20 protein-coding genes are annotated in these 26245 nt (G+C 71.7%); 8 read left to right on the top strand and 12 right to left on the bottom strand.

Features of this window, described 5'->3' with window-relative positions; translation table 11 throughout:
- Positions 1-36: 36 nt before the first annotated feature.
- Positions 37-861, bottom strand: coding sequence for a Tat pathway signal sequence domain protein (locus tag OHN74_RS33785; RefSeq protein ID WP_327698349.1), 825 nt, complete (start codon positions 859-861; stop codon positions 37-39).
- A gap of 190 nt (positions 862-1051) precedes the next feature.
- On the opposite strand from OHN74_RS33785, the gene glgX reads away from it, so the two are divergent.
- From glgX to OHN74_RS33770, 3 genes are all read left to right on the top strand, one after another.
- Positions 1052-3181, top strand: a complete 2130-nt coding sequence (gene glgX, locus OHN74_RS33780) for a glycogen debranching protein GlgX (RefSeq protein WP_327698348.1) — start codon at positions 1052-1054, stop codon at positions 3179-3181.
- A 111-nt stretch (positions 3182-3292) separates the two neighbouring features.
- Positions 3293-5683, top strand: a complete 2391-nt coding sequence (gene treY, locus OHN74_RS33775; protein ID WP_327698347.1) for a malto-oligosyltrehalose synthase — start codon at positions 3293-3295, stop codon at positions 5681-5683.
- 348 nt (positions 5684-6031) lie between these two features.
- Entirely contained in the window at positions 6032-7288 is a 1257-nt protein-coding gene (locus OHN74_RS33770; RefSeq protein WP_327698346.1) for a M14 family zinc carboxypeptidase, read from the top strand.
- 44 nt (positions 7289-7332) lie between these two features.
- Here OHN74_RS33770 and OHN74_RS33765 read toward each other — a convergent pair whose 3' ends face one another.
- The 3 genes from OHN74_RS33765 to OHN74_RS33755 form a co-directional block, all read right to left on the bottom strand.
- Complete coding sequence (locus OHN74_RS33765) at positions 7333-7788, bottom strand: SSI family serine proteinase inhibitor (protein WP_327698345.1); 456 nt, start codon at positions 7786-7788, stop codon at positions 7333-7335.
- Positions 7785-9110: a M14 family zinc carboxypeptidase gene (locus OHN74_RS33760; RefSeq protein WP_327700367.1), complete on the bottom strand. Its 1326-nt coding sequence runs from the start codon at positions 9108-9110 to the stop codon at positions 7785-7787. Before OHN74_RS33760 ends, OHN74_RS33765 begins: the two co-directional genes overlap by 4 nt.
- 164 nt (positions 9111-9274) lie before the next feature.
- Complete coding sequence (locus tag OHN74_RS33755) at positions 9275-9826, bottom strand: FHA domain-containing protein (protein ID WP_327698344.1); 552 nt, start codon at positions 9824-9826, stop codon at positions 9275-9277.
- Between the two features lie 184 nt (positions 9827-10010).
- Here OHN74_RS33755 and treZ point away from each other — a divergent pair, with 184 nt between their 5' ends.
- Complete coding sequence (gene treZ, locus OHN74_RS33750) at positions 10011-11756, top strand: malto-oligosyltrehalose trehalohydrolase (protein ID WP_327698343.1); 1746 nt, start codon at positions 10011-10013, stop codon at positions 11754-11756.
- A gap of 13 nt (positions 11757-11769) precedes the next feature.
- Here treZ and OHN74_RS33745 read toward each other — a convergent pair whose 3' ends face one another.
- Together OHN74_RS33745 and OHN74_RS33740 are read right to left on the bottom strand one after the other, a co-directional pair.
- The gene (locus tag OHN74_RS33745; RefSeq protein ID WP_327698342.1) at positions 11770-12717 is read right to left on the bottom strand and encodes an aminoglycoside phosphotransferase family protein; all 948 of its coding nucleotides are present in this window, start codon (positions 12715-12717) and stop codon (positions 11770-11772) included.
- 53 nt (positions 12718-12770) lie between these two features.
- Positions 12771-13898: an aminopeptidase P family protein gene (locus OHN74_RS33740; RefSeq protein ID WP_327698341.1), complete on the bottom strand. Its 1128-nt coding sequence runs from the start codon at positions 13896-13898 to the stop codon at positions 12771-12773.
- Between the two features lie 190 nt (positions 13899-14088).
- Between OHN74_RS33740 and OHN74_RS33735 the strand changes: the two genes are divergently transcribed.
- Positions 14089-14844 carry a metallophosphoesterase gene (locus OHN74_RS33735; RefSeq protein WP_327698340.1) on the top strand — a complete coding sequence of 252 codons (756 nt, stop codon included), beginning with the start codon at positions 14089-14091 and terminating at the stop codon, positions 14842-14844.
- Between the two features lie 12 nt (positions 14845-14856).
- On the opposite strand, the gene OHN74_RS33730 is transcribed toward OHN74_RS33735, so the two are convergent.
- The 5 genes from OHN74_RS33730 to OHN74_RS33710 all read right to left on the bottom strand — a co-directional run bounded on the left by OHN74_RS33730 (position 14857) and on the right by OHN74_RS33710 (position 21171).
- Positions 14857-15546: a PDZ domain-containing protein gene (locus tag OHN74_RS33730; protein WP_327698339.1), complete on the bottom strand. Its 690-nt coding sequence runs from the start codon at positions 15544-15546 to the stop codon at positions 14857-14859.
- A 401-nt stretch (positions 15547-15947) separates the two neighbouring features.
- Positions 15948-18101, bottom strand: coding sequence for a germacradienol/geosmin synthase Cyc2 (gene cyc2, locus OHN74_RS33725; RefSeq protein WP_327698338.1), 2154 nt, complete (start codon positions 18099-18101; stop codon positions 15948-15950).
- 144 nt (positions 18102-18245) lie between these two features.
- A complete protein-coding gene (locus OHN74_RS33720; protein ID WP_327698337.1) occupies positions 18246-19448 on the bottom strand; it encodes a damage-control phosphatase ARMT1 family protein in 1203 nt (400 codons plus the stop codon).
- A 103-nt stretch (positions 19449-19551) separates the two neighbouring features.
- Positions 19552-20202 carry a ScbR family autoregulator-binding transcription factor gene (locus OHN74_RS33715; protein ID WP_327698336.1) on the bottom strand — a complete coding sequence of 217 codons (651 nt, stop codon included), beginning with the start codon at positions 20200-20202 and terminating at the stop codon, positions 19552-19554.
- 72 nt (positions 20203-20274) lie between these two features.
- The gene (locus OHN74_RS33710; RefSeq protein ID WP_327700366.1) at positions 20275-21171 is read right to left on the bottom strand and encodes a ScbA/BarX family gamma-butyrolactone biosynthesis protein; all 897 of its coding nucleotides are present in this window, start codon (positions 21169-21171) and stop codon (positions 20275-20277) included.
- A gap of 256 nt (positions 21172-21427) precedes the next feature.
- Between OHN74_RS33710 and OHN74_RS33705 the strand changes: the two genes are divergently transcribed.
- Positions 21428-22084 (top strand): ScbR family autoregulator-binding transcription factor, encoded by a 657-nt coding sequence (locus tag OHN74_RS33705; protein WP_327698335.1) that lies wholly within the window; start codon positions 21428-21430, stop codon positions 22082-22084.
- Positions 22081-22947, top strand: coding sequence for an NAD(P)H-binding protein (locus OHN74_RS33700; RefSeq protein ID WP_327698334.1), 867 nt, complete (start codon positions 22081-22083; stop codon positions 22945-22947). Before OHN74_RS33705 ends, OHN74_RS33700 begins: the two co-directional genes overlap by 4 nt.
- A 122-nt stretch (positions 22948-23069) precedes the next feature.
- Here the strand turns inward: OHN74_RS33700 and OHN74_RS33695 are convergent, their stop codons facing one another.
- Positions 23070-24872, bottom strand: coding sequence for a S8 family peptidase (locus tag OHN74_RS33695; protein WP_327698333.1), 1803 nt, complete (start codon positions 24870-24872; stop codon positions 23070-23072).
- Between the two features lie 386 nt (positions 24873-25258).
- Here OHN74_RS33695 and OHN74_RS33690 point away from each other — a divergent pair, with 386 nt between their 5' ends.
- Positions 25259-26242 carry a lytic polysaccharide monooxygenase auxiliary activity family 9 protein gene (locus tag OHN74_RS33690; RefSeq protein WP_327698332.1) on the top strand — a complete coding sequence of 328 codons (984 nt, stop codon included), beginning with the start codon at positions 25259-25261 and terminating at the stop codon, positions 26240-26242.
- Positions 26243-26245: the final 3 nt, after the last annotated feature.

The raw sequence follows: 26245 nt of genomic DNA, 5'->3' as shown, positions 1-26245 counted from the left end.
GGGTGTGAGAGTGCAGGAGTGCGAAAGGCACCCGGTTCAGCCGAGTTCGGCCACCTTGCGGGCGCTCAGGTCGATCACGAGCGAACGGGCGTCGATCCACGGCCCGTTCTTCACCTTGGGAAAGAGCCGCACACAGCGGTGGTCGCCGCACGCGTCGAGTACGGCGGGCTGGGCGCCCGGAGTGGCCCGGTACACCATGCTGCTGACGAGCAGCTGGTCCGGCGAGGTGAGTTCCGCGCCGGTGGCGTCCTTGTAGTCGGCCTTCAGGCCCGCGCCCAGCGGGTCGGCCATCAGGAGCTTCGTCGCCTCGACCGTCTCGGCGCGGCTCAGCGGCGGCTGTACGCCGTGCTGGACACCGGTGCGCTCGACCTTGCCGGTGTCGAGGTTGACGGTCCTGGTGACCAGGGTGTCGTCCTTGTAGTCGTAGTACGACACGTCCGCGCGCCGGGGCGCGTTCGCCCTGTCCGCCTCGGCGGCGTCGGGGTCGGCGAGGTCGATGCCGATCCGCTGCGGGCCGCGCCCGCCTTCGACGTTCTCACTGGAGTTGAGCAGCTGCCGGTTCAGGACGATCCGCTCGACCCGCGCCATCTCGTCGTCGGTCAGCGGATCACGGCCCTTGCCCTTCTCGCCCTCGGCGGGCGCCTGTTCGACGACACCCGGCTGTACCGCGCCCTGCTCCTGCGCGGACTGCCCCGATCCGCCGCCCGTACTCGCCGTACTCCCGGCGGTCCCGGTGCCTCCCGATTCGTCGGCCCCGGCCGATCCCGGCAGCGTCACGGCGACCATCACGGCCGTACCGGCAACCGCGATCCCCGTACCCGCCACCACCTTGCCCAGGTGGCGGCGCACGATCTTGCGCACGTTGTCCCCTTACTCCCCCTCACAGCCCAGGGAGTACGTGAAGAAGAAGAGTTTTGACATACCCGCGTGGGCGGGTACGCACTGGTCGACCGGTAAGAGGGACGTAAGTCGTAGGTGGTTCCATCACTTTCGGGGAGACTCGGAGTGGAGTCGGCCCCAGCGGCGGACCACAACTGAGAGAGTCGAGCGCATGCAGGTCTGGCCAGGAGAGGCGTATCCACTCGGTGCCACGTACGACGGCGCCGGCACCAATTTCGCGGTCTTCTCGGAGGCCGCCGACCGGGTCGAGCTGTGTCTTCTCGACGACGACGGCTCGGAAACCGCGGTGGAGCTGCGGGAGAGCGACGCGTTCGTCCGGCACGCGTATCTGCCGGGGGTGATGCCGGGGCAGCGGTACGGCTTCCGCGTGCACGGTCCGTACGCGCCCGAGCACGGCCAGCGGTCCAACTCGGCGAAGCTGCTGCTCGATCCGTACGCGAAGGCGATCAGCGGTTCGGTCACCTGGGGCGAGGAGGTGTACGGCTACCACTTCGACGAGCCCGAGCGGCGCAACGATCTCGACTCGGCGCCGCACACCATGTCGTCGGTGGTGGTCAACCCGTACTTCGACTGGGGTGACGACCGGCGCCCGCGCACCGAGTACCACCACACGGTGATCTACGAGGCCCATGTGAAGGGCCTGACGATGCGCCACCCGGCGCTGCCCGAGGAGCTGCGCGGCACCTACGCGGCACTCGCCCACCCCGCGATCATCGAACATCTGACCGGACTCGGCGTCACGGCCCTGGAACTGATGCCGGTCCACCAGTTCGTGAACGACCACCGGCTGGTGGACATGGGCCTGAACAACTACTGGGGCTACAACACGATCGGCTTCTTCGCCCCGCACAACGCGTACGCCTCCTGGGGCGACCGCGGCCAGCAGGTCCTGGAGTTCAAGTCGGCGGTGCGGGCGCTGCACGAGGCCGGCATCGAGGTCATCCTGGACGTGGTCTACAACCACACCGCGGAGGGCAACCACCTCGGCCCGACGCTGTCCTTCAAGGGCATCGACAACGCGCAGTACTACCGGCTCATGGAGGACCAGCGGTACTACATGGACACCACGGGCACCGGGAACTCGCTGCTCATGCGGTCCCCGCACGTGCTCCAGATGATCATGGACTCGCTGCGCTACTGGGTCACCGAGATGCACGTCGACGGCTTCCGCTTCGACCTCGCGGCCACCCTGGCCCGGCAGTTCCACGAGGTGGACCGGCTGTCGTCGTTCTTCGACCTGGTCCAGCAGGACCCGGTGGTGTCCCAGGTGAAGCTGATCGCCGAGCCGTGGGACGTGGGCGAGGGCGGCTACCAGGTGGGCAACTTCCCGCCGCTGTGGACCGAGTGGAACGGCATGTACCGCGACACCGTGCGGGACATGTGGCGGGGCGAGCCGCGCACGCTCGCGGAGTTCGCGTCCCGGCTCACCGGCTCCTCGGACCTCTATCAGGACGACGGCCGCCGTCCGCTGGCCTCGATCAACTTCGTGACGTGCCACGACGGTTTCACGCTCAACGACCTGGTGTCCTACCACGAGAAGCGCAATGAGGCCAACGGCGAGGACAACCGGGACGGCGAGAGCCACAACCGGTCCTGGAACTGCGGCGCGGAGGGCGAGACCGACGACCCCGACGTCCTGGCGCTGCGGGCGCGCCAGCTGCGGAACTTCATCGCGACACTGATGCTGTCCCAGGGCGTGCCGATGATCAGCCACGGCGACGAGTTCGCGCGCACCCAGGGCGGCAACAACAACGCGTACTGCCAGGACAACGAGATCTCCTGGGTCCCGTGGCCGGGCGAGGGCGACGAAGCCGCTCCCGGCTCCGCCGAACTGCTGGAGTTCACGCGCGCGATGGTGTGGCTGCGCAAGGACCACCCGGTCTTCCGCAGGCGCCGCTTCTTCCACGGCCGCCCCGTGGAGGGCACCCACGACGATCTGTCGGACATCGCCTGGTTCACTCCGGCGGGCGAGGAGATGGTCCAGCGCGACTGGAACTCGGCGCAGGCGGGCGCGATGAGCGTGTTCCTCAACGGCAACGCCATCTCGGAGCCGGATTCCCGCGGGGAGCGCATCGCCGACGACTCGTTCCTGCTGATGTTCAACGCCTCGCCGAAGACCCTGGAGTTCGTGGTACCGGTCAACCACGGCCGTCAGTGGCAGGTCGTGATCGACACGGCCCGCCCGGAGGGCGTGGCACCGGGTACGGGCGCGAAGGTGGCGGCGGGCGACCGCCTGACCCTGGTGGACCACAGCCTGACGGTGCTGCAACGCCCGGCGTAGTCCTTCTCACGGCCCCCTGCGGCCCTCCACGCGCGCGTGGAGGGCCGTTTTCGACGGCCGTGTGCGGGAGTCGATGACACGAAAGGCGGTGGGGCGGGTACGTAGGTTCCCATGACACCTGAGCGTCCTGACCCGGTCGTGCCCACGGCGACCTATCGGCTGCAACTCCAGCCCGCGTTCCCGTTCGGTGCCGCGGCGGCCGCTGTGCCGTATCTGGCCTCGCTCGGCGTCTCGCATCTGCATCTGTCACCGTTCCTGGAGTCCGTCCCGGGTTCGACGCACGGCTACGACGTCGTGGACCACACGCGCGTGCGCGGTGAACTCGGCGGCGAGGAGGGGCTGCGCGCGCTCGCGCACACCGCGCGGGAGCACGGTCTCGGCCTGGTCGCGGACATCGTGCCCAACCACATGGCCATGTCCCCGCGTCACAACCGCCCCCTGTGGGAGGTGCTCCGGGAGGGCCCGGGCTCGCCGTACGCGCGGTGGTTCGACATCGACTGGGAGGCGCAGGACGGGCGCCTGCTGCTGCCGGTGCTCGGGCAGCCGCTCGGCGAGGTGTGGGACCTGTTGAAGGTCGAGCGGTGGCGGGACGCGCACCTGGGGTACGACGGCCACGTACTGCGCTACTACGACCATGTGTTCCCGTTGCGCGAGGGCACCGAGGAGCTGCCGCTGCCGCAGCTCGTCGACGCCCAGTGGTACCGCCCGGCGTGGTGGCGGCTGGCACGCACCGAGCTCAACTACCGGCGCTTCTTCAGCATCTCGGAGCTGATCGGGGTGCGGGTCGAGGACCCCGAGGTGTTCGCGGCGACACACGGGAAGCTGCTGGAGCTGCTCGCCGACGGGGTGGTGGACGGGCTGCGGGTCGACCACCCGGACGGGCTCGCGGACCCGGGCGGGTATCTGCGCCGGCTGCACGAGGCGAGCGGGGGCCGCTGGACGGTGGTCGAGAAGATCCTGGCCGACGGGGAGCACCTGCCTGCGGGCTGGCCGGTCGCGGGGACCACCGGCTACGACGCCCTGCGGCACGTGGACGGCCTGTTCACGGATCCGGCGGGCGTGGGCGAACTCCTCGGCCAGTACCGGCGGTTCGCGGCTCCTCAGGCCGACCGGGGCGGGCACTGGGAGGCGACGGTACGGCGGGCCGCGTACAAGGTGGTGACGCACGAGCTGGCCACCGAGGTGGACCGGCTGACCCGCGTGGCGAACCGTCTCTGCGCCGCCTCCCAGGACCCCGCGCTGCGCGACCGCGCCCCCTGGGCCCTGCGTACCGCGCTGCGCGAGCTGCTGGTCCGCATGGAGGTCTACCGTCCCTACACGCCCGGGGACACGGCCTCCGTGGTCACCGAGGAGGCCGCCGCGGAGGCCCGGCAGGCGTTCGTCGTCCCGGAGGAGGCCGGGGCCGTGGACGTCGTACGGGACCTGCTGCTCGGGCAGGGCCGCGACGCGGACGGGCCCGGGCATGGGGAGTTCCGGGACCGGTTCGCGCAGACCTCGTCGGCGCTGCGGGCCAAGTCCGTGGAGGACACGGCGTTCTACCGGTATGTGCCGCTGCTGTCGGCGAACGAGGTCGGCGGCAGCCCGGGCGGTCCCGCGGTGTCCCCGGAGGACTTCCACGCCTACTGCGCGCGCGTGCAGCGCGACTGGCCGGCCACGGGGACGGTGCTGTCGACGCACGACACGAAGCGCAGCGCCGACGTACGCGCGGCTCTGGCCGTGCTCACCGAGTGCCCGCAGCGCTGGGCCGACGTCCTCGCGGAGGTCACGCGTGCCGGTGAGGGCGTGCCCGACGCCCAGTTGGCGTGGGCGGCCTGGCAGACGGCCTTCGGCCTGGGACCGGCGGACAGTGAGCGCCTCCAGGGCGCCCTGCTGAAGCACGTCCGGGAGGCGGGCCTGCACACCGCCTGGACGGAGCAGGAACCGGCGTACGAGGAGGCGGTGGCGGCATTCGTGGCGGCGGGCCCGTGCGGGGCGCCCGGCGAGCACGTGGCCGCGCTGCGGAGCGTCCTGGAGCCCCATGTCCGGTCGAACGTCCTGGGCTCGGCCCTGGTCCATCTGACGATGCCGGGCGTTCCGGACCTCTATCAGGGCACGGAGAGCGAGTACCGGGCCCTGGTGGACCCGGACAACCGCCGTCCCGTCCGGTTCCCTCCCGAGGCTCCCGGCGAGAAGGACGAGCTGACGGCGACGGCACTGCGGCTGCGCGCACGGCGCCCGGCGGTGTTCGGCGACACGGCGACGTACACGCCGCTCGTCGCGGAGGGTCCGGCGGCGGCGCACTGTGCGGCGTTCGCGCGCTCGGGGGAGGTGGTCACGGCGGTGACCCGGCTGTCCCTGAGGCTGGCCGACTCGGGCGGCTGGCTCGACACACGGTTGCCGCTGCCGCCGGGCCGGTGGGCCGATCTGCTGTCTCCGGAGCGGGAGTTCACCGGGCACGCGCGCGTGGCGGAGCTTTTCGCGCGGCTGCCGGTGGCACTGCTGGAGCGTGTCGGCGAGGAGTGAGAGGGCGAGGGAGCGGGAGCGGGAGCGGGGGGGCGTGAACACTGCGCCGCACGCCTTTGCAAGCACCCATGCGCCCGGCGTACAGAGGCGCGCGCTCCCGGCGCCCACACGGGACCACCGGCGCGTAGTGGTGAGCGGCGTCGCCCTCTTCGCACCCCGCCGATGGCCCGCGTACGCGCCCTCGGCGGGCGGTGTGCGGCCGTCCCGCACGGCAGACGCCCCTGCCGTGCGGTCCCGTCGGCGGTGAATGCTCCTTGGCGCCCCCTGGAGCCGCCCCCGCCACCTCCTTGACAGTTCCTGGACGCCATGGGGTACTGCGGATTGCGACGCAGGATGGACCAGACGGGGGTGAGTCTCCTGCCGGAGCAGCGCTACCCCAGTGTGAACGAACTCGTCTCGTCCGCCCGGGCGCTGGCGGCTCACCGGCCCGGCCTGTGCACCTTCAGGCAGGTGGGCTCCTCCCGCGCCGGACGGCCTCTGTATCTGCTGTCCGTGGGCCACGCACGACATGCCGTGCTCGTCGTCGCGGGCGCCCACGCCAACGAGCCCACGGGCGGCTCCACGCTCCTGTCGCTCGCGGCACGGGCCGTGCACGACCGCGAGTTGCGGTCGGGCACCTCCTGGCACTTCCTGCTGTGCGCCGACCCGGACGGGGCCAGCCTGCACGTCACGCCGTCGCCGCGCACCCTGCTCGACTACCACCTCGGCTTCTACCGGCCCGCCGGGCCCGAGCAGCCCGAGTGGGCGCCCTCCGTGCTGCCGCCCGACCGGCTGCCGCCGGAGACCCGCGCCCTGACCGGTGTCATCGACGAACTGCGCCCCTACCTCCAGGTCACCCTGCACGGCACCGACGTGGGGGGCAGCTGGGTGCAGCTGACGAAGGACGTCCCCGGGCTCGCCGAGCCGTTCGCCAAGTCGGCGGCGGAGCTGCACATCCCGGTGGAGACGGGTGCCTCGGACGCGGCGGGCTGGCCCGCGTCGGGGCCCGGCGTGCACGTGATGCCGGCGCCGGGCTCGGACGCGGCGTACCCGAGCATGCCGGACGACGCCCGGCACAGCACCTGGTACCACGCCCACCGCTACGGCGGTCTGACGGCGGTCGTCGAGGTGCCGATGTGGGCGAGCGACCTGGTGGACGACCCGGCCCCGCACCCCGCGCCGGCGGCGGCGATACGGCGGCTGGCGGGCCGGCTGTTGCGGGACGGGGTGGAGGTCGAACGGGTCCTCGCCGACGCGCTGCCCCGGCTGACGGGGGCCGAGGGGCCCCTGTTGCGGGCCGCCCAGTGGGCGCTGGAGCTGGTTCCCGGACTGGCCGCCGACTGGACGCACACGCCGCCCGCCGACACGACGATGGCGTACGTCGGCAGCGTGGACGCATTCGGCCGGAGGCTGCCGCTGCGCGCCGCCGCGATGCTGCTGCGGGTCCTGCGGGAGACCGACGACCGCGCGGCACCGCACCTCGAACACCTGGTCGCGTCCTGGAGCGAGGCCTTCATGGACCGCTTCCGCGCGCGCTGGGTGCCCCTGGAGCATCAGGTCGAGCACCAGGCCCGCACGGTGGTGGCCGCGGCGCGGCACGCGCGCGAGGGCGCGCCTCGGAGATAGACAGGCGAAACCGTTCGCCGCTTCGGAGCGCCCCCGATGAGGCTCTACAGGGCGAACACCGCGCCGGTCCTCGCCCCCAGTTCGCACCCGTTGGAGAAGGTCCTGTCGTACTCCAGCGGGCGGCCGTTCCACTCGCCCTCCGCGTGCACGGTGACGGGCGAGTAGAGCATCGGGCAGAGGGTCTTCCTCGGCGGGATGCCACCGATGTCGCCGTCCGCCGCGGCGAGTTCCGCGCAGGCGCGAGCCGCCTGCGCGTGGCCCAGGGGCGGGTCGCACAGCACGAGCGTGCCGCGGGTGTCGCCGCCCGGCTCGCCGCGGCTGACGGTGACGTAGAGCCAGTTGCCCCGGGCGTCCTCCTGGGGAGCCGCCTGGGCCGGGGTGGAGCCCGCGAGGAGGAGGCCGACGGCCAGCAGGGCACCGTGTACCGCTCGCGCGGCGGGGACGGGCCTGATGATCCGGGCGGGCCTGATCGTGTTGCCGGTGCTGATCGTGTGGGTCATTCCCTGTGCATCGGCACCGCGGTCCCCGCACCCCAGCCCGGCTCACCCGAACGTGAGCCCGCGCGCGTGCTGCGGCCCGCCAGTTCGAACGCGGCGAGCGCCACCCGGGACTGGTACTCCGCCTGACGGGCGACCGGTATCCAGCGCGCCCCGCAGCCGTCGCGGTAGTCGGCGCACCACTCGTCGATCAGCCGGTCGAGCGCGCACAGGACGTCTGCGGCCCCCGGCCCGGCGCCGCGCGCCAGCTGGTGCAGCAGCCCCGCCGTACGCAGCGCCAACCGCCGCCCGGCGATGCGCAGGGTGGCCAGGTGGGCGTTGCCGAGCGGTGGCAGCCGGTGCGCGGTGCCGTCGTCCGTGTCGGGGTCCCAGGCGTCGGCGAGACCGGGGCAGACCAGTAGGTAGTCGTCCACCGGGGCGAGGAGACGGTCCGCGTCCGGCACGAGCGCGAGGTGGGGCCGCAACCGCCCCAGGACCACCTCCAGAAACCGCGTGTCGTGCCGCAGCGTGTGGCTGACGGTGCGCAGCACCGCGTCGGCGTCGACGGGACGCGTGTCGTCCTCCACGGCTGCCACGCCCCACATGGGTGCCTCGACGATCGCCGTCACGGTGCCGTGCCGGTGCGGATGGAACCAGGTCGACTCGACGGCGGCCTCCGTGATGGCGGCGGCCAGATCGCCACGCCTCGGCGGCGGTATCCGGTGCACGGCGGGTCCCAGCCTGGGCCAGTACAGGGTGTCGAACGCGCCCAGCTCGCGCGGGATGCCGAGCCGTGCCGCCGTCTCGGCGACGCGCTGCGGGAGGCCCGGCAGGTCCCGGGTGAGTTCCACGAAGGCGCCGCCGACGTCGACGCCGTGCAGCGAGCACTGGAAGAACGGCCGCAGTTCGTCCTGCAGGGCGAGCAGCGCGCGGGTCTCCGGCAGGGCGGCCCCGGCCGCGCCGTCGGGCAGCCATTCGGGCTGTTCCAGGAAGCCGGGCCGGAAGAAGTTCCGGAAGTAGTGGCCGAGGGTGTAGGGACCCGCGAGCCAGCCCTCGTTGCGGCGGGAGCCGTCGGGATCGAGGCACAGCAGGAGGTTCCAGGTGGCGTCCGCGCGGACGGTCGGTCCGGGGTCGGCGAGGGCCCGTTCGGCCAGCCGGAGGGCGGTCGCGCCGCCCACGGGCTCATTGGCGTGCGGCCCGGCGACGATCAGGGCGTGACGGCTGCCGTGTCCCACGGAGAGCAGCAACAGGGGTGTGCCCGCGCGCGAGGTGCCCACGGTGCGCAGCCGGGCGTCGGCGGGGTGACGGGCGACGAGTGCGGCGGCCCGGTCGGCCAGCTCGTCCACGGACGGATAGCGGAGGAGCGGCGACAGGGCAACCTCCACAGCGGGGCCGTCGGTTCACTTGGGGTACATGGCGCACGCACAGTCAGTCACGACTGACGGGTCACGTCAACACCACGGCACGCAAAGTGAGTTGCTCCGACGAGGCAACGCCCGCGGAAGCGCTTTCACTCCGCCGAGAGGCGGAACGCCATGTGCCCGAAGCCGATCTGGTCGCCGTCCCGGACGACGGCCGCGCCGATCACGCGACGCCCGTTGACCGTCGTACCGTTGGTCGAACCGAGGTCGCGCAGCACCCACAGGCCGCCCTGGCGCCGGAGTTCGGCGTGGACGCGCGAGACCGTCTCGTGGGTGAGCCGCAGTCCGTTGGCGGGGTCGCGTCCTATGCGCAGCGGGTGGCCGTTGCCGGGGTGGGGCAGCAGCAGCTTGGGGAGCCGTTCGGCCTGCCAGGCCCTGCGCAGTCGTACCGTGAAGCCGGAGACCGCTTCGACCGTCCCGAACACCAGACGGGAGAGGCGCTTCTCGGTGGGCAGGTCGGCGGTGAGGACGGCCAGTTCGTCGGAGCGGCGGGCGGCCAGCGCCAGTTCCATGCGCCGGATGAACGTGTCGTGCGAGAGCCGGCCCAGAGCCACCCCTTCCCGGAGTGCCTTCAGCGCCCTGTCGCGCTCCGCGTCGGAGAGGCGCGGTGGGTATGTGTGGAACTCGAAGGACGACGTCACGTTCGTGATTGTCGGGCAGCGCGCGCGGGGTGTCCACAAAACACGGAAACGGCGGCCCGCAGGGCCGACCTGACGACACGCTCGGCAAAGGTGAGGATTCGAGCACGGACCGTCGGCGTTTGAAGCACCATGGGACGGGCTACGTCCCGGTGAGCACCGCTCGGCAGAGTAAGGGGATCCGTCCGTGCACTTCGAGGTGTGGGCACCGCAGGCCAGTCGTGTGACGCTCCGGTGCGACGGCGCCACGCGCGCGTTGGAGCGCGATCCGGAGCGCACGGGCTGGTGGTCCGGCGAGGCCGAGGCCGGGGACGGGTCGCGGTACGGCTTCGCCGTGGACGACGGCCCCGTGCTTCCCGACCCCCGCTCGCGCCGCCAGCCGGACGGTCCGGACAGGCTGAGCGCCGTCGTCGACCACGGGCGCCACACCTGGCGGACCGAGTGGGCGGGCCGCGCGCTGCCGGGTGCGGTTCTGTACGAGCTGCACGTCGGCACGTACACGCCCGAGGGCACACTGGACGCGGCGGCCGAGCGGCTCGGCCATCTCGTGGAACTGGGCGTCACACACGTCGAGTTGATGCCCCTGTGCCCCTTCCCGGGGCGGCACGGCTGGGGGTACGAGGGGGTCTCTCTGTGGGCCGTGCACGAACCGTACGGCGGTCCCGAGGCGCTGAAGCGCTTTGTCGACCGGGCGCACGCACTCGGTCTCGGCGTGATCCTCGACGTCGTGCACAACCACCTGGGGCCGTCGGGCAACTATCTGCCCGCCTTCGGTCCGTACTTCACGGACACGCATCAGACGCCCTGGGGCTCGGCGGTGAACCTGGACGCGCCCGGGTCGGACGAGGTGCGCGCCTATCTGCTCGGCAGCGCGCTGGCCTGGCTTCGCGACTACCGGATCGACGGGCTGCGGCTGGACGCGGTGCACGCACTGCGGGACACGCGCGCGTGCCACTTCCTGGAGGAGCTGTCGACGGCGGTGGACGGCCTCGCCGCGGACCTGGGCCGGCCGCTGTCCCTGATCGCCGAGTCCGACCTCAACGACCCGCGGATCGTCACCCCGCGCGCGGGCGGCGGTCTCGGACTGCACGCGCAGTGGAGCGACGACTTCCACCACGCCCTGCACACGGCACTGACCGGTGAGTCGCGGGGCTACTACGAGGACTTCGCGCGGGCCCCGTTCGCGGCGCTCACCAAGACGCTCTCGGGCGGCTACTTCCACGACGGCACGTACTCGACCTTCCGGGGCCGCGCGCACGGCCGCCCGCTCGACCGCACGGGGGTCGCCGCACACCGGCTGCTCGGCTACACGCAGACCCACGACCAGGTCGGCAACCGCGCCCAGGGAGACCGTCTTTCGGCCGCCCTCTCCCCCGGACTGCTCGCCTGCGCCGCCGCCCTGATGCTCACCGGGCCGTTCACACCGATGCTGTTCATGGGCGAGGAGTGGGCGGCGGGCACTCCCTGGCAGTTCTTCACCGACCACACGGACGCCGACCTCGCGGAGGCCGTACGGCGGGGCCGGCGACGGGAGTTCACGTCGCACGGCTGGGCCGAGGAGGACGTGCCGGACCCCCAGGACCCGGCGACCCGCGACCGCTCCTGCCTCGACTGGTCGGAGCCCCGACGCGAGCCGCACGCGCGCGTGCTGTCCTGGTACCGGGACCTGATCGCCCTGCGCCACGCCCAGCCCGACCTCACGGACCCGGACCTCTCGGACATCAAGGTCGCGTACGACGAGGAGGCCCGCTGGATCGGCTTCCGCCGCGGGGACGTACGGGTGGTGGCGAACCTCGCCCCGAAGTCGGCGGCGATCCCCCTGGGCCCGCGACGGGCACGGGTGCTGGCCGCCTGGGAACCGGTCGAACTGCCGGGCGCCGACGGGTTGTTGCACGTTCCCGGGGAGTCCTGCGTGGTGCTGGAGCAAGGGTGAGCGCGGGGTGAACCTACCCCTGCTCGTCCTCCTCCCGCAGCTCCGTCACCCGCTCCAGCAGGATCGCCTCCCAGGCACGCCGCAGTTGGGCCCTGCGGAGCGGCAGCGGGCCGGCGTCGCGGCCGGCGAGGCTCTCGGCCAGCCGGACGACCGTGTCGCAGCGGGCGAGCCACAGTCCGCGCAGACAGGGCCGGGCCGCGTACCCGGCGAGGGTGGCGGCCCGTACGGCCGCGGGCGAGCCGACCGCGAGGGCGAGTCCGGCGATGTCCTCGGCCGGGTCGCCGACGACCGCGTGGGTCCAGTCGAGGACGCCGCGCACCCGCCCGTCGGCGCTCACCGCCAGGTGCTCGCCCCTGAGGTCGTGGTGGACGAGAACCGCCGTACCGGCCTGCGCGGCGAGCTGCGTGGTGGCGGACGGAGTCAGCTGGTGGAGGCGCGCGGGGTCGAACTCGTCGGCCGCGGCGAGGCGTTCGGCCGCGCCTTCGGCGGCCCGGCGCAGCGCCTCCAGGGAGCGTGGCCCGACCCGCGGCACACCGAGCGTCTCGGCCTGCCGTACGGGCACCTCGCGCAGCCCCGTGAGCAGCGCGGCCAGGTCGGCCTCGCCGACGGCGGAGACGTCGTGCTCCTCCGCCGAGCCACCGGGCACCCTGGTGTCCAGCGCGTAGGCAAGTCCGTCGGCCCACTCGCCGTGCGCCACGCCGACGGGGACGGCGAGGCCGATGTGCGGGCGTACGAGGTCGCGCAGGCGCGGTTCGCGGCGAAGTCGCGCGGAGGTCTCGCGGTCGTGGGCGAGGCGCAGTACGTGCCGGGAGCCGATCCACCAGGTGGAGTGCTCACCGCCCGCCCCGCCCGCGTCGGCGGGCCGGACGTCGGGTCCGGGGGTGCCGGTCGTGCCGTCCGTCAGCAGGGATCGGACCAGTGTGCGGACCGTGTCCGCGGTGGGTGTCGGTGCCTGGGTCATGGTCGCGCCGCTGTCGTCCGGGGGTGAGGGCGGGAATGGGCTCCTGAGTGCGGTCAGTCCACTATGACCATCTCGCGGGTGGTGTTGTTGAGTCGCCGGCCGCCGTCGCCGGTGACCGTGACGATGTCCTCGATGCGTACGCCGAAGCGTCCGGGCAGATAGACGCCGGGTTCCACGGAGAAGCACATGCCCGGGACGAGGGGCCGTTCCTCGCCCTCGATCATGTACGGCGGTTCGTGCGTGGTGACGCCGATGCCGTGGCCGGTGCGGTGGATGAAGTACTCGCCGTACCCGGCCTCGGTGATGACCGCACGGGCCGCCCGGTCGACGTCCTGGCACGCGGCGCCGGGCCGCACGGCCCGGAAGCCCGCCTCCTGGGCTTCGCGCACGATGTCGTGGACCCGGCGCTGTTCGGCGTCCGGTTCGCCGACGTGGACCGTGCGGGAGGTGTCGGAGCCGTAGCCGTGCAGAAGGCCGCCGAAGTCGAGGACGACCATGTCGCCGTGCTCGATGACGCGGTCGCCGGCCTCGTGGTGCGGATTGGCGCCGTTGGGGCCGGAGGCGACGATCGTGAAGTCGACCTGGGAGTGCCCGAAGCGCCGCAGCAGATCGGCCAGGTTGCCCGCGACGTCACTCTCCCGGCGTCCGCCGAAGGGAACCCTGCGGATCTCCTCGTACGCCGCGTCGGCAGCCGCGCCCGCGGCTGCCAGACGGGCCAGTTCCGTCGCGTCCTTGACCGCGCGCAGCATCGGCAGTCCCTCGGTGAGCGAGACGTACGAGCTGCGGGGCAACGCCTGCTGGAGTGCCAGCAGGTGCAGTGCCCACGCGTTGTCGCTGACCCCGAAACGGCCTGTCGCGTCGAGGAGGGCCGCGGTGGCCGCGTAGGGGTCCTTGCCGTCGGTCCAGTGGCGCAGGGTCAGGGCGGGCGCGCCCGCCGCGTGGGCCGCGTCCGGGGCTTCCAGGGCGGGCACCACGAGGACCGGGTCCTGTCCGGCGGCCAGCACGAGCAGGGTGAGGCGTTCGGTGACCGCGGTGGGCGCGTAGCCGGTGAGCCAGACGAGGTCGGGTCCGGGCGCCACCAGGAGCCCGGCGAGCCCCGCGTCCTCGGCGGCCCGTACGGCGCGCCCCATCCGCGCCCGGTAGTCGTCGGCGGTGAAGGGCGCGGGCGTGCTGCCGGTCATCCGGGCCTCCATGGAAGGGCGAGGGGCTACGGGCAGCATCCTGCCCGGATGCACGGGGCGGCGCGAGCCGATTGACGGCCCCCACCACCTGCGTCACCCACCCCGACCCCTTGAACTAACGGGAGGTAGTTGAGCAACCATTAGATCTAATGGTTAGATCTACCCGAACCATTAAGGGAGGCGGAAGGTCATGCTCGTACTCGCCCACATCAGCGATCTGCACCTCGACGGAACCGCACGGTCGACGGCACGCGCCGAACAGGTGCGCGACCGACTGTGGGAGCTGCCGGGGCACGTGGACGCCCTGCTGGTGACCGGGGACATCGCGGACCACGGCACGGAGGCCGAGTACGAGGAGGCAGCGCGCATCCTCGGGCTGCGCACCGGCGACGCACCCTTCCCGGTGCTCACCTGCCCGGGCAACCACGACAGCCGCGCGCCCTACCGCAAGGCACTGCTCGGACTGCCCGCCGCCGAGGGGCCGGTGAACAGCGCGCACGTCTTCGACGACGCCGCCGTTCTGATGTGCGACTCCAGTGTGCCGGGCAGCGACGAAGGCGCCCTGGACGACGAGACGTACGACTGGATCGACGGAACGCTCGACGAACTGGACGACGGGGTCCCGGCACTGCTCGCCTTCCACCACCCACCGGTCGCCCTCCACCATCCCCTGCCCGACGCCTACCAGTTGGAAGCACCGGGCCGACTGGCCGCGCTGATGGAGCGCAGGCCCCAGATCGCCGGGCTCGTCACCGGTCACGCGCACACACCGGCGGCCACGGTCTTCGCCGGCCGGCCGCTGCTGGTCGGCCCGGGAGTGACCTGGACCCTCCGGCTGCCCTGGGAGGGCGAGGGGGCCGCGGACCGGGACGCACCGGTCGGCCTCGCCTTTCACATACTGGACGACACCGGGCGGCTGACCAGCCACTTCAGGGTCGTCGTATGAGTGGGGGCGCGGTCAGGTGACGACGCCCGGAACCGCCACCAACTGCTGGTAGCCGCCGCTGCGGTGAAGGACCGTGAGGGTGATCTCGGAACCCGGGCGGGCGTGGGCGACCACACGGGCGAGATCGGACGCCGAGTCGATCCGGTTCCCGCCGAACGCGAGGAGTACGTCGCCCCTGACGAGGCCCGCGCTGTAGCCCGGGCCGGGCACATGGACGCCGACGAGGAGCGCTCCCGCCTTCTCGGCGTCCACGGCCTCGACGCCGAGTGTCGCGGTCACGGCCGAGGGCGGGGAGGCCGGGCTCGCGCCGCCCGAGGACGACTGGGAAGGGCTGGCCCCGGACGGGGATCCTGACTCGGACCGGGACTCGGACCGGGACTCGGTCCCCGCCCCGGAGCCGGACCCGGCGTGCTCCCCGCCCCGCGCGCCCGGCGCCTCCCCGGGCTGCCCCTTCCGCCCGCCCTCTCCCGCCTGACTCCGCAGGTCCGCGAGCTTGCTCAGGCCGATCACCGTGGCACCGAGCGTGCCGAGCCCGACGCCCGCGAGAACCAGGACGGCCCCGATGAACAGGCAGAACAGCAGGGTCGTCAGCCGTCGGCCGCGGCGGCGCGCGGCATGCGGGCGCCGGGCCGGGCGGGGTGTGGTGCCGCCGGCCGGTTCCTGACCGGGCATCGGCTTGGGACGCAGCGCAGTCTGTTCCATGGTTCGCCTCCGCCAGGTGCTCTACCCGGCGCACCGGTGCACCACGAGCCACGAACGAGTGAGACTGACGTGGGATCGGACATGGGCAGCCATAGGCGTCCGAACACGGCGCAGCCGGGGGAAGGTCCGCTGTCACGTGCTGCGGCACGCCGACCGATCACGCCCTGCGGCTGCTGCGACAGAGTCGTTCCGCCGCCGACGCGATACGCGGCGGGCTCTCGGGGGAACGCCGCCACGGGCGTACGGGAACTCGCCGAGGAGACGGCGGAGCGGTCCGCGGCCTCGGCTGACGGACAACGGCCGGGGACCGGCCCCGGCACGGCCCGGAGGCACGCGCGCGGGACCGGTACCGGACTCCCGGCCCGACCGCCGACCGACCGCGACCGGACGGCGGGGAACACTCAGCCGATCGGCAGGGGCGCGCTGCGGTCCGGCAGGAAGCCGTGGGACCGGCTCGCCAGGTGGTCGGACTGGTACCGGGGGACCTCCCGGTGCCAGTTCAGGATGCCGGACAGCCAGTTCCGCAGTTCGGTCACATAGCCGTCCATGGTCGCTCGCGCCTCCTCGGTGAGCTTGAAGTCCTCGTACAGGACGGGGAATTCATGAGCTGCGACATGCTCGAACTGCTGCATGCGCTGGGTCATCAGATCGTGGATGATGCCGAGCGCGGTCGGGTAGTCGCAGCCGAAGAAGTTCTGGACGACGAGGATGCCGTTGTGGATCTCGCCCTCGTACTCGATCTCCTTCTGGTAGGAGAACACGTCGTTGATCAGGCACGCGTAGTCGACGGCCGCGTTCTCCAGCGACCGGACGGGGCCGCTTCGGTAGACCTCCGGAGGGACCGACCGGCCGTGGCCGATCCGGCACAGACTCATGGTGAGGTCGGCGCCGAAGGTGGCGCGGCGCATCTCCAGGTAGTCGATCGGGTCGGGGACCCGGTTCTGGATCTGGTTGGCCAGTTCCCACACCCAGCTCTCGGTCATCACGTCCACCGCGGCACGGAACGTGCGCCGCTGGTCGGGGGTCATCCCGACCGTGGTGCGCCGCCACAGGTCGATCAGGCCGTGTTCCATGGCGTTGACGGGGACCGGGAACCCGTCGCCCTCGATGGGCATGCACGCGGAGAGGCGCTCGGTGCACAGGCGGGCCGCGGCCAGGTCACGGCGGTGGCCGAAGACGAGGGGGTAGTAGTCGTCGCCGTAGGTGCCCCAGGCCAGCCAGGCGGAGCTGAGGTCGAGGGCGTCGGCCGTCGCGTCCGGGTGGATGCCGGCCGCGCACAGCGGCAGGTCGGCGGCGGCGAGCTTGTCCTCGTCCCAGACGCCCTCCTGGAGGATGCCCATGGCGTGCGACCAGTCGACGAGGCGGGACCGCGCGCCGTCCAGGTGCGGGCTCAGAGTGAGCCCGAACGGCATGTAGAAGTCCGGCAGCAGGGACGGGCCGACCTTCTGGTAGGGCACGTGCGTGTAGGCGCGCAGCCGTTCGGCGCCGGCCGAGGCCAGGAGTGCGCCGATGTTGGCGGCGGACGTGCCGAAACCACCGATTCCGAACGGCCGCGACTCCTCCAGGGCTCCTTCGTTCATGTACCGGCTGGAGCGCAGGTGCCACTCGTGGCCGCCGGACTGCCAGTCCTGCAGCCCGCGCGTGTACGCGGCCACCGCGGCGACCTGGTCCGGGGTGAGGCCCTTCTCCAGGGCCAGCCCGGGCACTTCGGTGAGCGCGGTGTGCTCGAACTGGTGGAGCCGTGAGGTGAGGATGTCGTTGACGGTGTCGGCGGCCTCCTGGGTCGTGCACCCGAAGAAGGTCTCAAGGACGAGCACGCCGTTGCTGAGCTCGCCCTCGTCCTCGACCTCCCGCTGGTACGAGAACAGGTCGTTGCGCAGGTGGACGCCGTCCGAGAAGGTCTCCATCAGCACCCTGAGCGGCCTCGACTCCGCTACGGCCGCGGGCACTTCGGCGGTCGCGTACTCCACGAGCCCCGCCGACCAGGGCGCGCCGCCGACCTTGCGGCGCATCTCGATGTACTCGACCGGGTTGGAGATCCGCGCCTCGTTGATGTTGGACAGTTCCCACATCGACTCGTTCAGCAGATGCTCGGTCGCGACCGCGAACCGCCTGCGCCAGTCCACGGACATCGACGGAACCGTGCGCGTCCACAGGTCGGCGAGGCCCGCCTCCACCGGATTCTGCGGCTTCGGTACGGGAGTCGAGAGATCGAGCGGCATGAACAGGGGCAGCCGGTCCAGATAGGCCTTGCCGCCGTCGCGGTCCTGGCTGCGCTTGAAGACCTCGAGGAAGTGGTCGTCGAAGAAGAACACCCACACGTACCAGTCGGTGATCAGTGAGAGGGCGGGTCCGTCGCAGTCGGGGTGCGTGTACGCGCACAACAACCCGTAGTCGTGCGCGTCGAGGTCGGACTGCTCCCAGACGCCTGAGCCCTCCAGCATTCCCATCTCCCGTGCCCAGACGGTCGAATGGGCGCGCGCCTCGTCCAGATGCGGGTTAAGCCGCGCGGGATACGGCATGTAGAAGTGCGGGAGTACGAACGGCTGTGTCATGGGCGGGGCCCTACCCCTGCCCCGGACGCGCCATCCGCGGGGCGGGACATGATCACACCATCGCGTGAATCAGAACCGATTCCGGGATTCCTTACGGGCGTTGTGAGTTCACTCGACATGCGAGGACGGGGAGGGCTCGGAGGACTACGCCGACACCTGAATCACCGCACGCGTGCCGCTCGTCCGCCAGCGCTGCCCCTCCGCGGCGACGAGCGCCGACTCGGTACGGGTGTCGAGGCCGACGATCACGTCAGACTTCAGTGTGCGCAGCGCGGCCACCGGCCCGGGGAAGTACGCGGTGACGTCCGCGAACGGCGTGGTGGGGGGCCGGAGTCGGTCACCGACCAGGCGGCGGTAGTTCAGGTCGCCCTTCATCAGGGTGACCGTGGCCGCGGCGAAGTCCTCGCGGAGGTCACCGGGCATCGCCGTGTACGGGAGCGGTGCGCAGGAGAAGGGGTGGGCGCGTACGACGAGGCGGCCCTCGCCCAGCGCGGACCAGAGGCGGCGGCCGTACTCGGCGGCGGCCCCCGGCGCCCGGGTCAGCCGGCGCAGGGCGTCGACCACGTCGGCGGTGGTCGCGTCGGAGACGAAGTACGGGTGCGGTTTCACGTGCAGGACGGCGTGTTCGGCGTACCCCCGGGTCAACAGGTGGTCCAGGAGCAGCAGGTCGGGGACGAGTTCCCGGCCCGCGTTGTCCGCGACCAGACACACCGTGCCCGCGACGGGCCGGGCGGGCCGAAGCAGCGACCAGAGCGCCTCGCTGTCGTCGGCGACGATTCCTGCCGCCTCCCCGCCCTCGTCAGCGCCGGAGAGCCGGAAGCCGAGGTCGGCCCGGTTGCCCCACAGCGAACCGTGGAGCAGAGCGCGCGCCTGCTCCTCCTGCGGCACACTCACCAGGTCGTCCAGCGCGGCCAGTTCCTCGTCGGTCTCGGGGGCGTCCAGTTCGGCGAGCTTGAAAGGGCGGAAGGGGTCGATCCCGCGCCAGGCACCGCCACCGACGCCCGCACCTCCGCCGAAGTACCCGACCGCTTGCAGGAGTTGGCGGTAGAAGTAGCCCTCCGCCCACAGCCACGGCACGTCGAACCAGGACCGGCCTGCGTACTCCCGGGTCCCCCACTCCTCCCACTGTTCCCGGTCCTCGGCTCCGGCGGGGAGCGGTTCGACGACGCCCTCGGTGCAGTTCTTGAGGAGCGCGTCGAGCGCGCGGTGCTGCTCCGGGCCGTACGGGAACGCGTCCCGGACCTTCTGGATGAGCGCGGGATGCCGTTCGGCCAGCACGCTCCAGGGGAACGAACCAGGCTCGTTGCCGAGGATCACGGGCGGGGACACGGAGTCGGAAGCAGGCATGCGCCTCACCGTACCGTCCGCAAAACACGTGGTCCGGGACATCGTCGGGCGAGGACAGGACAGGCCGAACCCCCCACCGGATCAGCCGCCCACCCCGCCGGGCTCATGCCACCGCCCGTATCTCCCGCTCCAGTTGCGCCACCAGGCCCAGATACCGCGCCCGCCTGGGCGTGGGCACCAGCGCCCGGATGGTTAGCCGCCACATGTCCGCCGTCCGGCGGGGCTGGCGCGCCACCGGCTCCACCGCCCGGCTGACCACACGGCTGCCGACGAAGAAGCTGACGAGGGAGTGGGCCATCGCGTCCACATCGACGTCCGGGTGCACGTCGGACTCCTTGACCGCGCCGAGGAGTTTGCCGGAGGCCATCTCCGACCACTCGCGGAACGGGTGCCGCAGCGGCGGCCGTACGGTGACGTCACCGGCGGCCAGGCGCAGCCCCGCTCTGGCTATCGGGCCCTCGACGGCCATCCTCGTGATCCCGAACGTGACACGGATCAGCGCTTCGAGCGAGGAGTAGCCGCGGCCGTCGATGTCTCTGGCCATCCGCCGGGAGGTCCTGGACTGGATCTCCAGGATGGCGTGGGCCAGGTCCTCCTTCGCCGCGAAGTGGAAGTAGAGGGCGCCCTTGGTGACATGAGCGTGCTCGACTATGTCGCTCAGGCTGGTCGATTCGTATCCATGGCGGTCGAACAGGTCGGCCGCGGCCGTGATGATCGTCGCGCGGGTCTGTTCGGCACGTAACTGCCTCGCCATCGGCGACACCCCTCCTCACCGTACCGGTGCTCCCGAACTCCCCTGAGAAAAACGGGATATGCCGTTTGTTTCTCACTCCCTGTACAAGATAGCCGACCGTTCCGCTGTGCCCACCACACACTCGAAAACCGTGCGCCCCTCCTGTGTTCCCACGACCTTGAGGACCCCTCCGCCGTCGTCGGTCGACTCGATCCAGGTGGGCAGGTCCAATTCGGCGAACTGGTGGAAGGTCGTGTCGAAGGAGACGGGCATCAGGCCCCTGTCGGCACCCGTGCGCGCCAGCGCGGCCTGTTTGGCGGACTCCAGGAGCAACATGCCCGGTATGTGGTCAAGTGGGTGGTCAAAGAAAACAGCATGACCGGTATCAACTCGCAACTGCCAGTGACTTTCAATCTGTTGGGGCAGTGCCAGGACCACGTCCGCCGCCGAGTCCCGGCCCACATCGGCGGCGGACAGACCCGGCGGAACGGGCAGTGCCGTCACGGTGGCTGCCGTTCGGCCGCCGCGCAGCCGGCTGAAGACGGCGCCGCTGGTGCAGGTGAAGGCGACGTCGGCGTGTGCGGCCAGTTCACCGTCCAGCCGTACGTCGGCCTCGTAGCGGGCCGAGACCAGGCGCTTGCCTCGATGACGGAGGTCGGAGAAAGTGATGTCGACGGTGGGTTCGGCCGGCGCCGGCCCCACGCCCAGGTGCTCGGGGTACGTGGTGATCCGGAACTCCTGGAGCACGAACCGGTGGTCCAACGGCACTTTGTACTCGGCGTGGTTGAGCAGGGTTCCGGCCTGCCGCACGGTCTCCACGACGAGCAGCGGATCGTATGCCGTCCGGTCCGGCGACACGTGTAAACAGTGGACCCGCGGCCACTGCGCGCAGACCCTGAACCTGTCGGTTCCCGTTCGGGACCAATCGGTGGGGAACGTCTCCGCGATGGACGCGCGGTGCACGAGTTGGCGCGGAACGCCGGCCGTCATGAGTGGGATTTCGGCAGACTGCGGCACTGGAAGCAATGTCTCTCCCTCTATCCCCCGTATGGCGTGGCAGACGGAAAGGCGCCCGCATCGGTGAGCGATAGAGTACGAGGCGACCGGTTTGTTTTCAACGAGATCAGTCGGTCCGGCCCTATGATCGGCGGTTCCGGCGCGCCTGACCACGCGCCGTCACGCACAGCACGGCACCGATCGGCACTGCTACGGACACCGGCCAACTGGGCGCCAGGGAGGGGCTCTTATGGCGAAACAGGAGCGCGCCATCAGGACGCGCAGAGCGATCCTGGAAGCCGCGGGCGCGGTTTTCGACGAGCACGGCTACACCTCCACCACCATCTCGATGGTGCTGGAGCGGGCCGAGGTCACCAAGGGCGCCCTGTACTTCCACTTCCCTTCCAAGGAATCGCTCGCGCAGGCGGTGCTCGCCGAGCAGGTGCCGTTCGGCAGTGTGCCGGCGCAGCCCTGCAAGCTGCAGGAAATCATCGACATGACGTTCGTGGTCGGCCGGCGGCTGCTGACCAACTCCCTGCTGCGGGGCAGTGTCCGACTGGCGGTGGACCAGGAGACACCGAACCACGTGGATCACGCGGAGCCCTTCAGACAGTGGTCCCAGCGGCTGACGACCCTGATGGAACAGGCCCGGGAACAGGGCGAGTTGCTGCCCACGGTCGACCCGCCGGAGACGGTGGACCTGCTGGTCGGGGGCTTCACCGGCATCCAGCTGATGTCGCGGGCGATGACGGACCGGGCCGATCTCGGCCACCGGCTGTCCGTGCTGTGGGCGCACATCCTGCCGAGCATCGCGGTGCCGGGGCTGCTGCTCGGCCTCGACAGCAGCGCGGACCGGGGCGCGCGGGTCCTCACCTCGATCGAATCCCTCGACCTGAAGGCTTCATGATCCTGCTGACGGGGGCGACCGGCACCGTCGGCGGCCAAGTGGCCCGGCGCCTTCCCGCCGGCGAACCGGTACGGCTGCTGGCCCGCGACCCCGAGCGCGCCGCCGCCCTCGCGGGCCCGCACACCGAGGTGGTGGGCGGCGACTTCGAGGATCCCGCCAGCCTGCGCCGGGCCCTGACCGGCGTACGGTCTGCGCTGCTCGTCACCAGGAATCCACTGACGCACTCCCACGACGAGAACTTCCTGACGGCCGCCCGCGCTGCGGGGGTCGGGCACGCCGTGAAGCTGACCACCCTGTCGGTGACCGAGCCCGACGCCACCGACCTGATCACTCAGTGGCAACGGGAGAACGAGCGGCTGCTACGTGCCTCGGGCCTGTCCTGGACCCTGTTGCGACCGCGCGCGTTCATGTCCAACACGCTGGGCTGGGCCCGTTCGATCCGGGCGGAGGGCTTGGTGCGGAGTGCCAACGGCACCGTCGCCACCGCGGCGATCGACCCGCGGGACATCGCGGATGTGGCGGTACGGGCGCTCACGGATCCGGAGAAGCACACCGCGCGGACATACGCGCTCACCGGACCGGCGGGGGTCACCCCGGTGGAACAGACGGAGATCCTGGGCGAGTTGCTGCGACGACCGCTCAAGTTCGTAGAACTGACGGACGATCAGGTATTGCGAGAGCTGATCGCGCGCTATCCGGAGCCGTTGGCCCACGCCCTCGCGGAGAGTGCCGCGCGGGGACGGCACGGGTCGAAGGCGCAAGTGGAGCCGACCGTGGCGGAGTTGCTCGGCCGGCCGGCGCGCGGGTACCGGGAGTGGGCAGCGGAGCAGCTGGCGGAGTTCGGCGGTCCGGCGGCCGGGTGACGAGCGGGCCCGCATACGACGGCGGGCCGGCCGGCGTCCATCCACGCCGACCGACCCGCCCGCTTCTGTCACACCGCCGGTTCACTCGAGCCGGGGTGTGGTTCGCCCACTGGACCAGAGGATCAGAAGGTGAGCTTCCAGCTGTTGATCCTGCCCGTGTCCGAGGCGGCCACGTCCTGGACGCGCAGCTTCCAGGTGCCGTTGGCCGTCTCGCTGGAGGCGTCCACCGTGTACGTGGTGTTCACGTTGTCGGCGGAGTCCGAGGTGCTGGAGGCCTTCAGCGGGTAGGTCGTGCCGTCGGGCGCGACCAGGGTGATGACCAGGTCACCGCGGTAGGTGTGGGTGATGTCGACCCCGACCTGGAGGGCCGAGGGGGCGTTGCCGGTCCGGCCGGTGACGGCGATCGAGGACTCGACCGCGGCGCCGTTGTCCGGGACGGAGACAGCGGTGCTGGAGGAGAAGACGGTACCCGTCGTGCCGCCGCCGGTGCCGCTCACGGCCTGCACGGTCTTGGCCGCGTCGGCCAGACCCGCACCACAGCCGCCCGAGCAACTACCGGGCAGGGCACGGGCGTTGTTCTTGATGGCCGTCTCGATCTGGGCCGGGGTGAGCGAGGAGTTCGCCGACTTCATCAGCGCGACCAGGCCCGCGATGTGCGGAGTGGCCATGCTGGTGCCCTGGTAGTAGGCGTACGACTCGGTGGACGGGGTCTTCGCGCCGGAGTTCAGCGTGGAGAGGATGCCGTTGGCGGTGCCGGTGCTCATCTCGCCGCCGGGGGCCGAGATGTCCACGACGGAGCCGAAGTTGGAGTACGAGGCCCGGGCGCCGGTGCGTCCGGTCGCGGCGACGGTGATGACGTTGCTGCAGTTCGCCGGGTTGGACGTGGAGGCGTTCGCGTTCTCGTTGCCGGCCGCGACGACCACCGTGGTGCCGCGGTTCACCGCGCCGGTGATGGCGCTCTGGGTCGCCGCGGAGCAGGCGCCGCCCCCACCGAGGCTCATGTTGATGACCTTGGCGACGTTGGCGTTGGCCGGGACACCGGAGACGGTGCCGCCGGACGCCCAGGTGATGGCGTCGATGATGTCGGAGTCGTAGCCGCCGCACTTGCCGAGCACACGGACCGGGGAGATCTTCGCGTTGTACGCGATGCCCGCGACACCCTTGCTGTTGTTGGCGACGGCGGCGATGGTGCCCGCGACGTGCGTACCGTGCCAGGAGGAGCTGCTGCCCTCGTCCTGATCGCACTCACCGTCGGCGTACCAGTCGCCGGGGTCGGCCGGGTTGCTGTCGCGGCCGTTGCCGTCGACGGAGACCGCGGTGTCGGAGATGAAGTCGTAGCCGGCGACGATGTTCGCGGCGACGTCGGAGTGCGTGACATAGCCGGTGTCGATGACGGCGACGGTCACGCCGGTGCCGGTCGCGGTGGTCCAGGCGCCCGGGACACGCATGCCCGCGGTGGACTCGAAGAGGTCCCACTGCTTGGCGTACTCGGTGTCGTTCGGGTCCGCCATCGGCTTCTTGAGGCGGTCCGGCACGACGTAGGCGACCTGCGGGTCGGCCTTGTACTCGGCGATGACATCGGCGACGTCCGTCTTGCTGAGTTCGTCACCCAGGTCGACGAGGGCCGCGCCGGTGCCGAGGCGGCGCTGGAAGTCCAGGTCCTCGCCGGCCTCCTTGCCCTTGGCGGCGGCGTCGGCGTCGGCGGCCTCGTTCGACTTGGCCTCGGCTGCGCCGGCCTTGTAGCCGACGATGAGTCGCTCGGCCGGGGCGGCGACCGACTGCGCGGCGGCGTCGAGGGTGACGCCGGGGGCGACGGGCTCCTGGGCGACGGCGACCGAGGTGGTGGCCGCGGCCACCAGGGCGGCGGAGACCGCGGCGACGGATATCAGCTTCCGCCCCGTGGAACGGGTGGGTGAAGTACGCAAGGGCTTGCCTTTCGGGGCCGTACTCCGGGCGGCGCGGGCAGCGAGGAGTGGCGGGCGAATCGCTTCGTCGTCGAAGCGGCGGGGGGTGCGGTTCGAAAAGCGGCGCGGCGGCCGGCCAAGCGCGAGCGGCCCGTTGCGGGGTTACCTGTGGGGCGGCTGTGGTGGAACAGTAGGCAAAGAGAAGGTCATCCGGATACAGGGGAAACCCTCGATCGGTCCGGATCCACACCCTTGAAAGCCGGAAACCGACCCTGCGTCACGGCCAGTTGACCGGGTTGGGTGAGTTGCGGCGGATTGCCGGTGCCGCCCGACGATTGAACGCGGTCCGTCCGCTTCCCGTACTGCCCGGAAGCAGACCTTTTCCCCTGGTCGAGGAGACGTCCCGGATGACCGCCCACCGCCGTACTCTCTCGGCCACCGCACTCGCGGGCACCGCAGCCTTCGCGGCGCCGCTGTTGCTCATGTTGTCCGTGGCGGGTCCCGCTCAGGCGCACGGAGCCCCGACCTCGCCGGTCAGTCGCGCCTACGCCTGCTCCCCCGACGGCGGCAGCCTGGCCGGTACGGCGGCCTGCCGGGCGGCGGTCACCGCGAACGGCGGGGCGCCCTTCACCTTCTGGGACAACCTGCGGGTAGCGAACGTGAACGGCCGGGACCGCGCGGTGATCCCCGACGGCCGACTGTGCAGCGGTGGGCTGCCCGACTACCGGGGGCTCGACCTCGCGCGCTCCGACTGGCCCTCGACCGCACTGACACCGGGCGCGCGGCTGACGATGACGTACCGCTCGACGATTCCGCACACCGGCACGTTCAGGATGTTTCTGACGAAGCCGGGGTACGACCCGTCCGGCCCGCTGAACTGGTCCGACCTGCCGGACCGGCCGTTCGCCGAGGTCAAGGATCCCTCGATGACGGGCGACGCGTACCGCTTCGGCATGACGCTGCCGTCCGACCGGACCGGCCGCCATGTCCTGTACACGATCTGGCAGAACTCCAGTACGCCGGACACGTACTACTCGTGCTCGGACGTGGTGTTCCCGAAGGCGAAGGGCAGCACCGATGGCTCTGGGGGCGCCGGCGACTCCACCGGCTCCGGTGCCTCCACGCCGACCGCCACCGCCTCGCCCGCGACACGGCCCGGGCCGGCCACCCCTTCGGCCGATCCGGCCGGGAAGACGGCGGAGGCCGTGAAAACGGGACAGGCGGCGGAGTCCGCCGACTCCGCCGCCCCACAGGCCGGGAGCACCGTGGCGGGCACGCCGGTGGCGTCGGCCACCGACGGCACCGGGTCACGGCACCTGGTCGCGGCCGGCGCCGCGGCGGTACTGCTCGCCGTGGTCGCTGCCCTCGTCCTGCGGCTGCGCCGCCGGTGAACA

Origin of the sequence: Streptomyces sp. NBC_00459, from assembly GCF_036013955.1 — a bacterium.
Taxonomy (GTDB): domain Bacteria; phylum Actinomycetota; class Actinomycetes; order Streptomycetales; family Streptomycetaceae; genus Streptomyces.
Note: the sequence above shows the minus strand (reverse complement) of the source record. Positions and strands in the feature narration are given on the sequence as shown.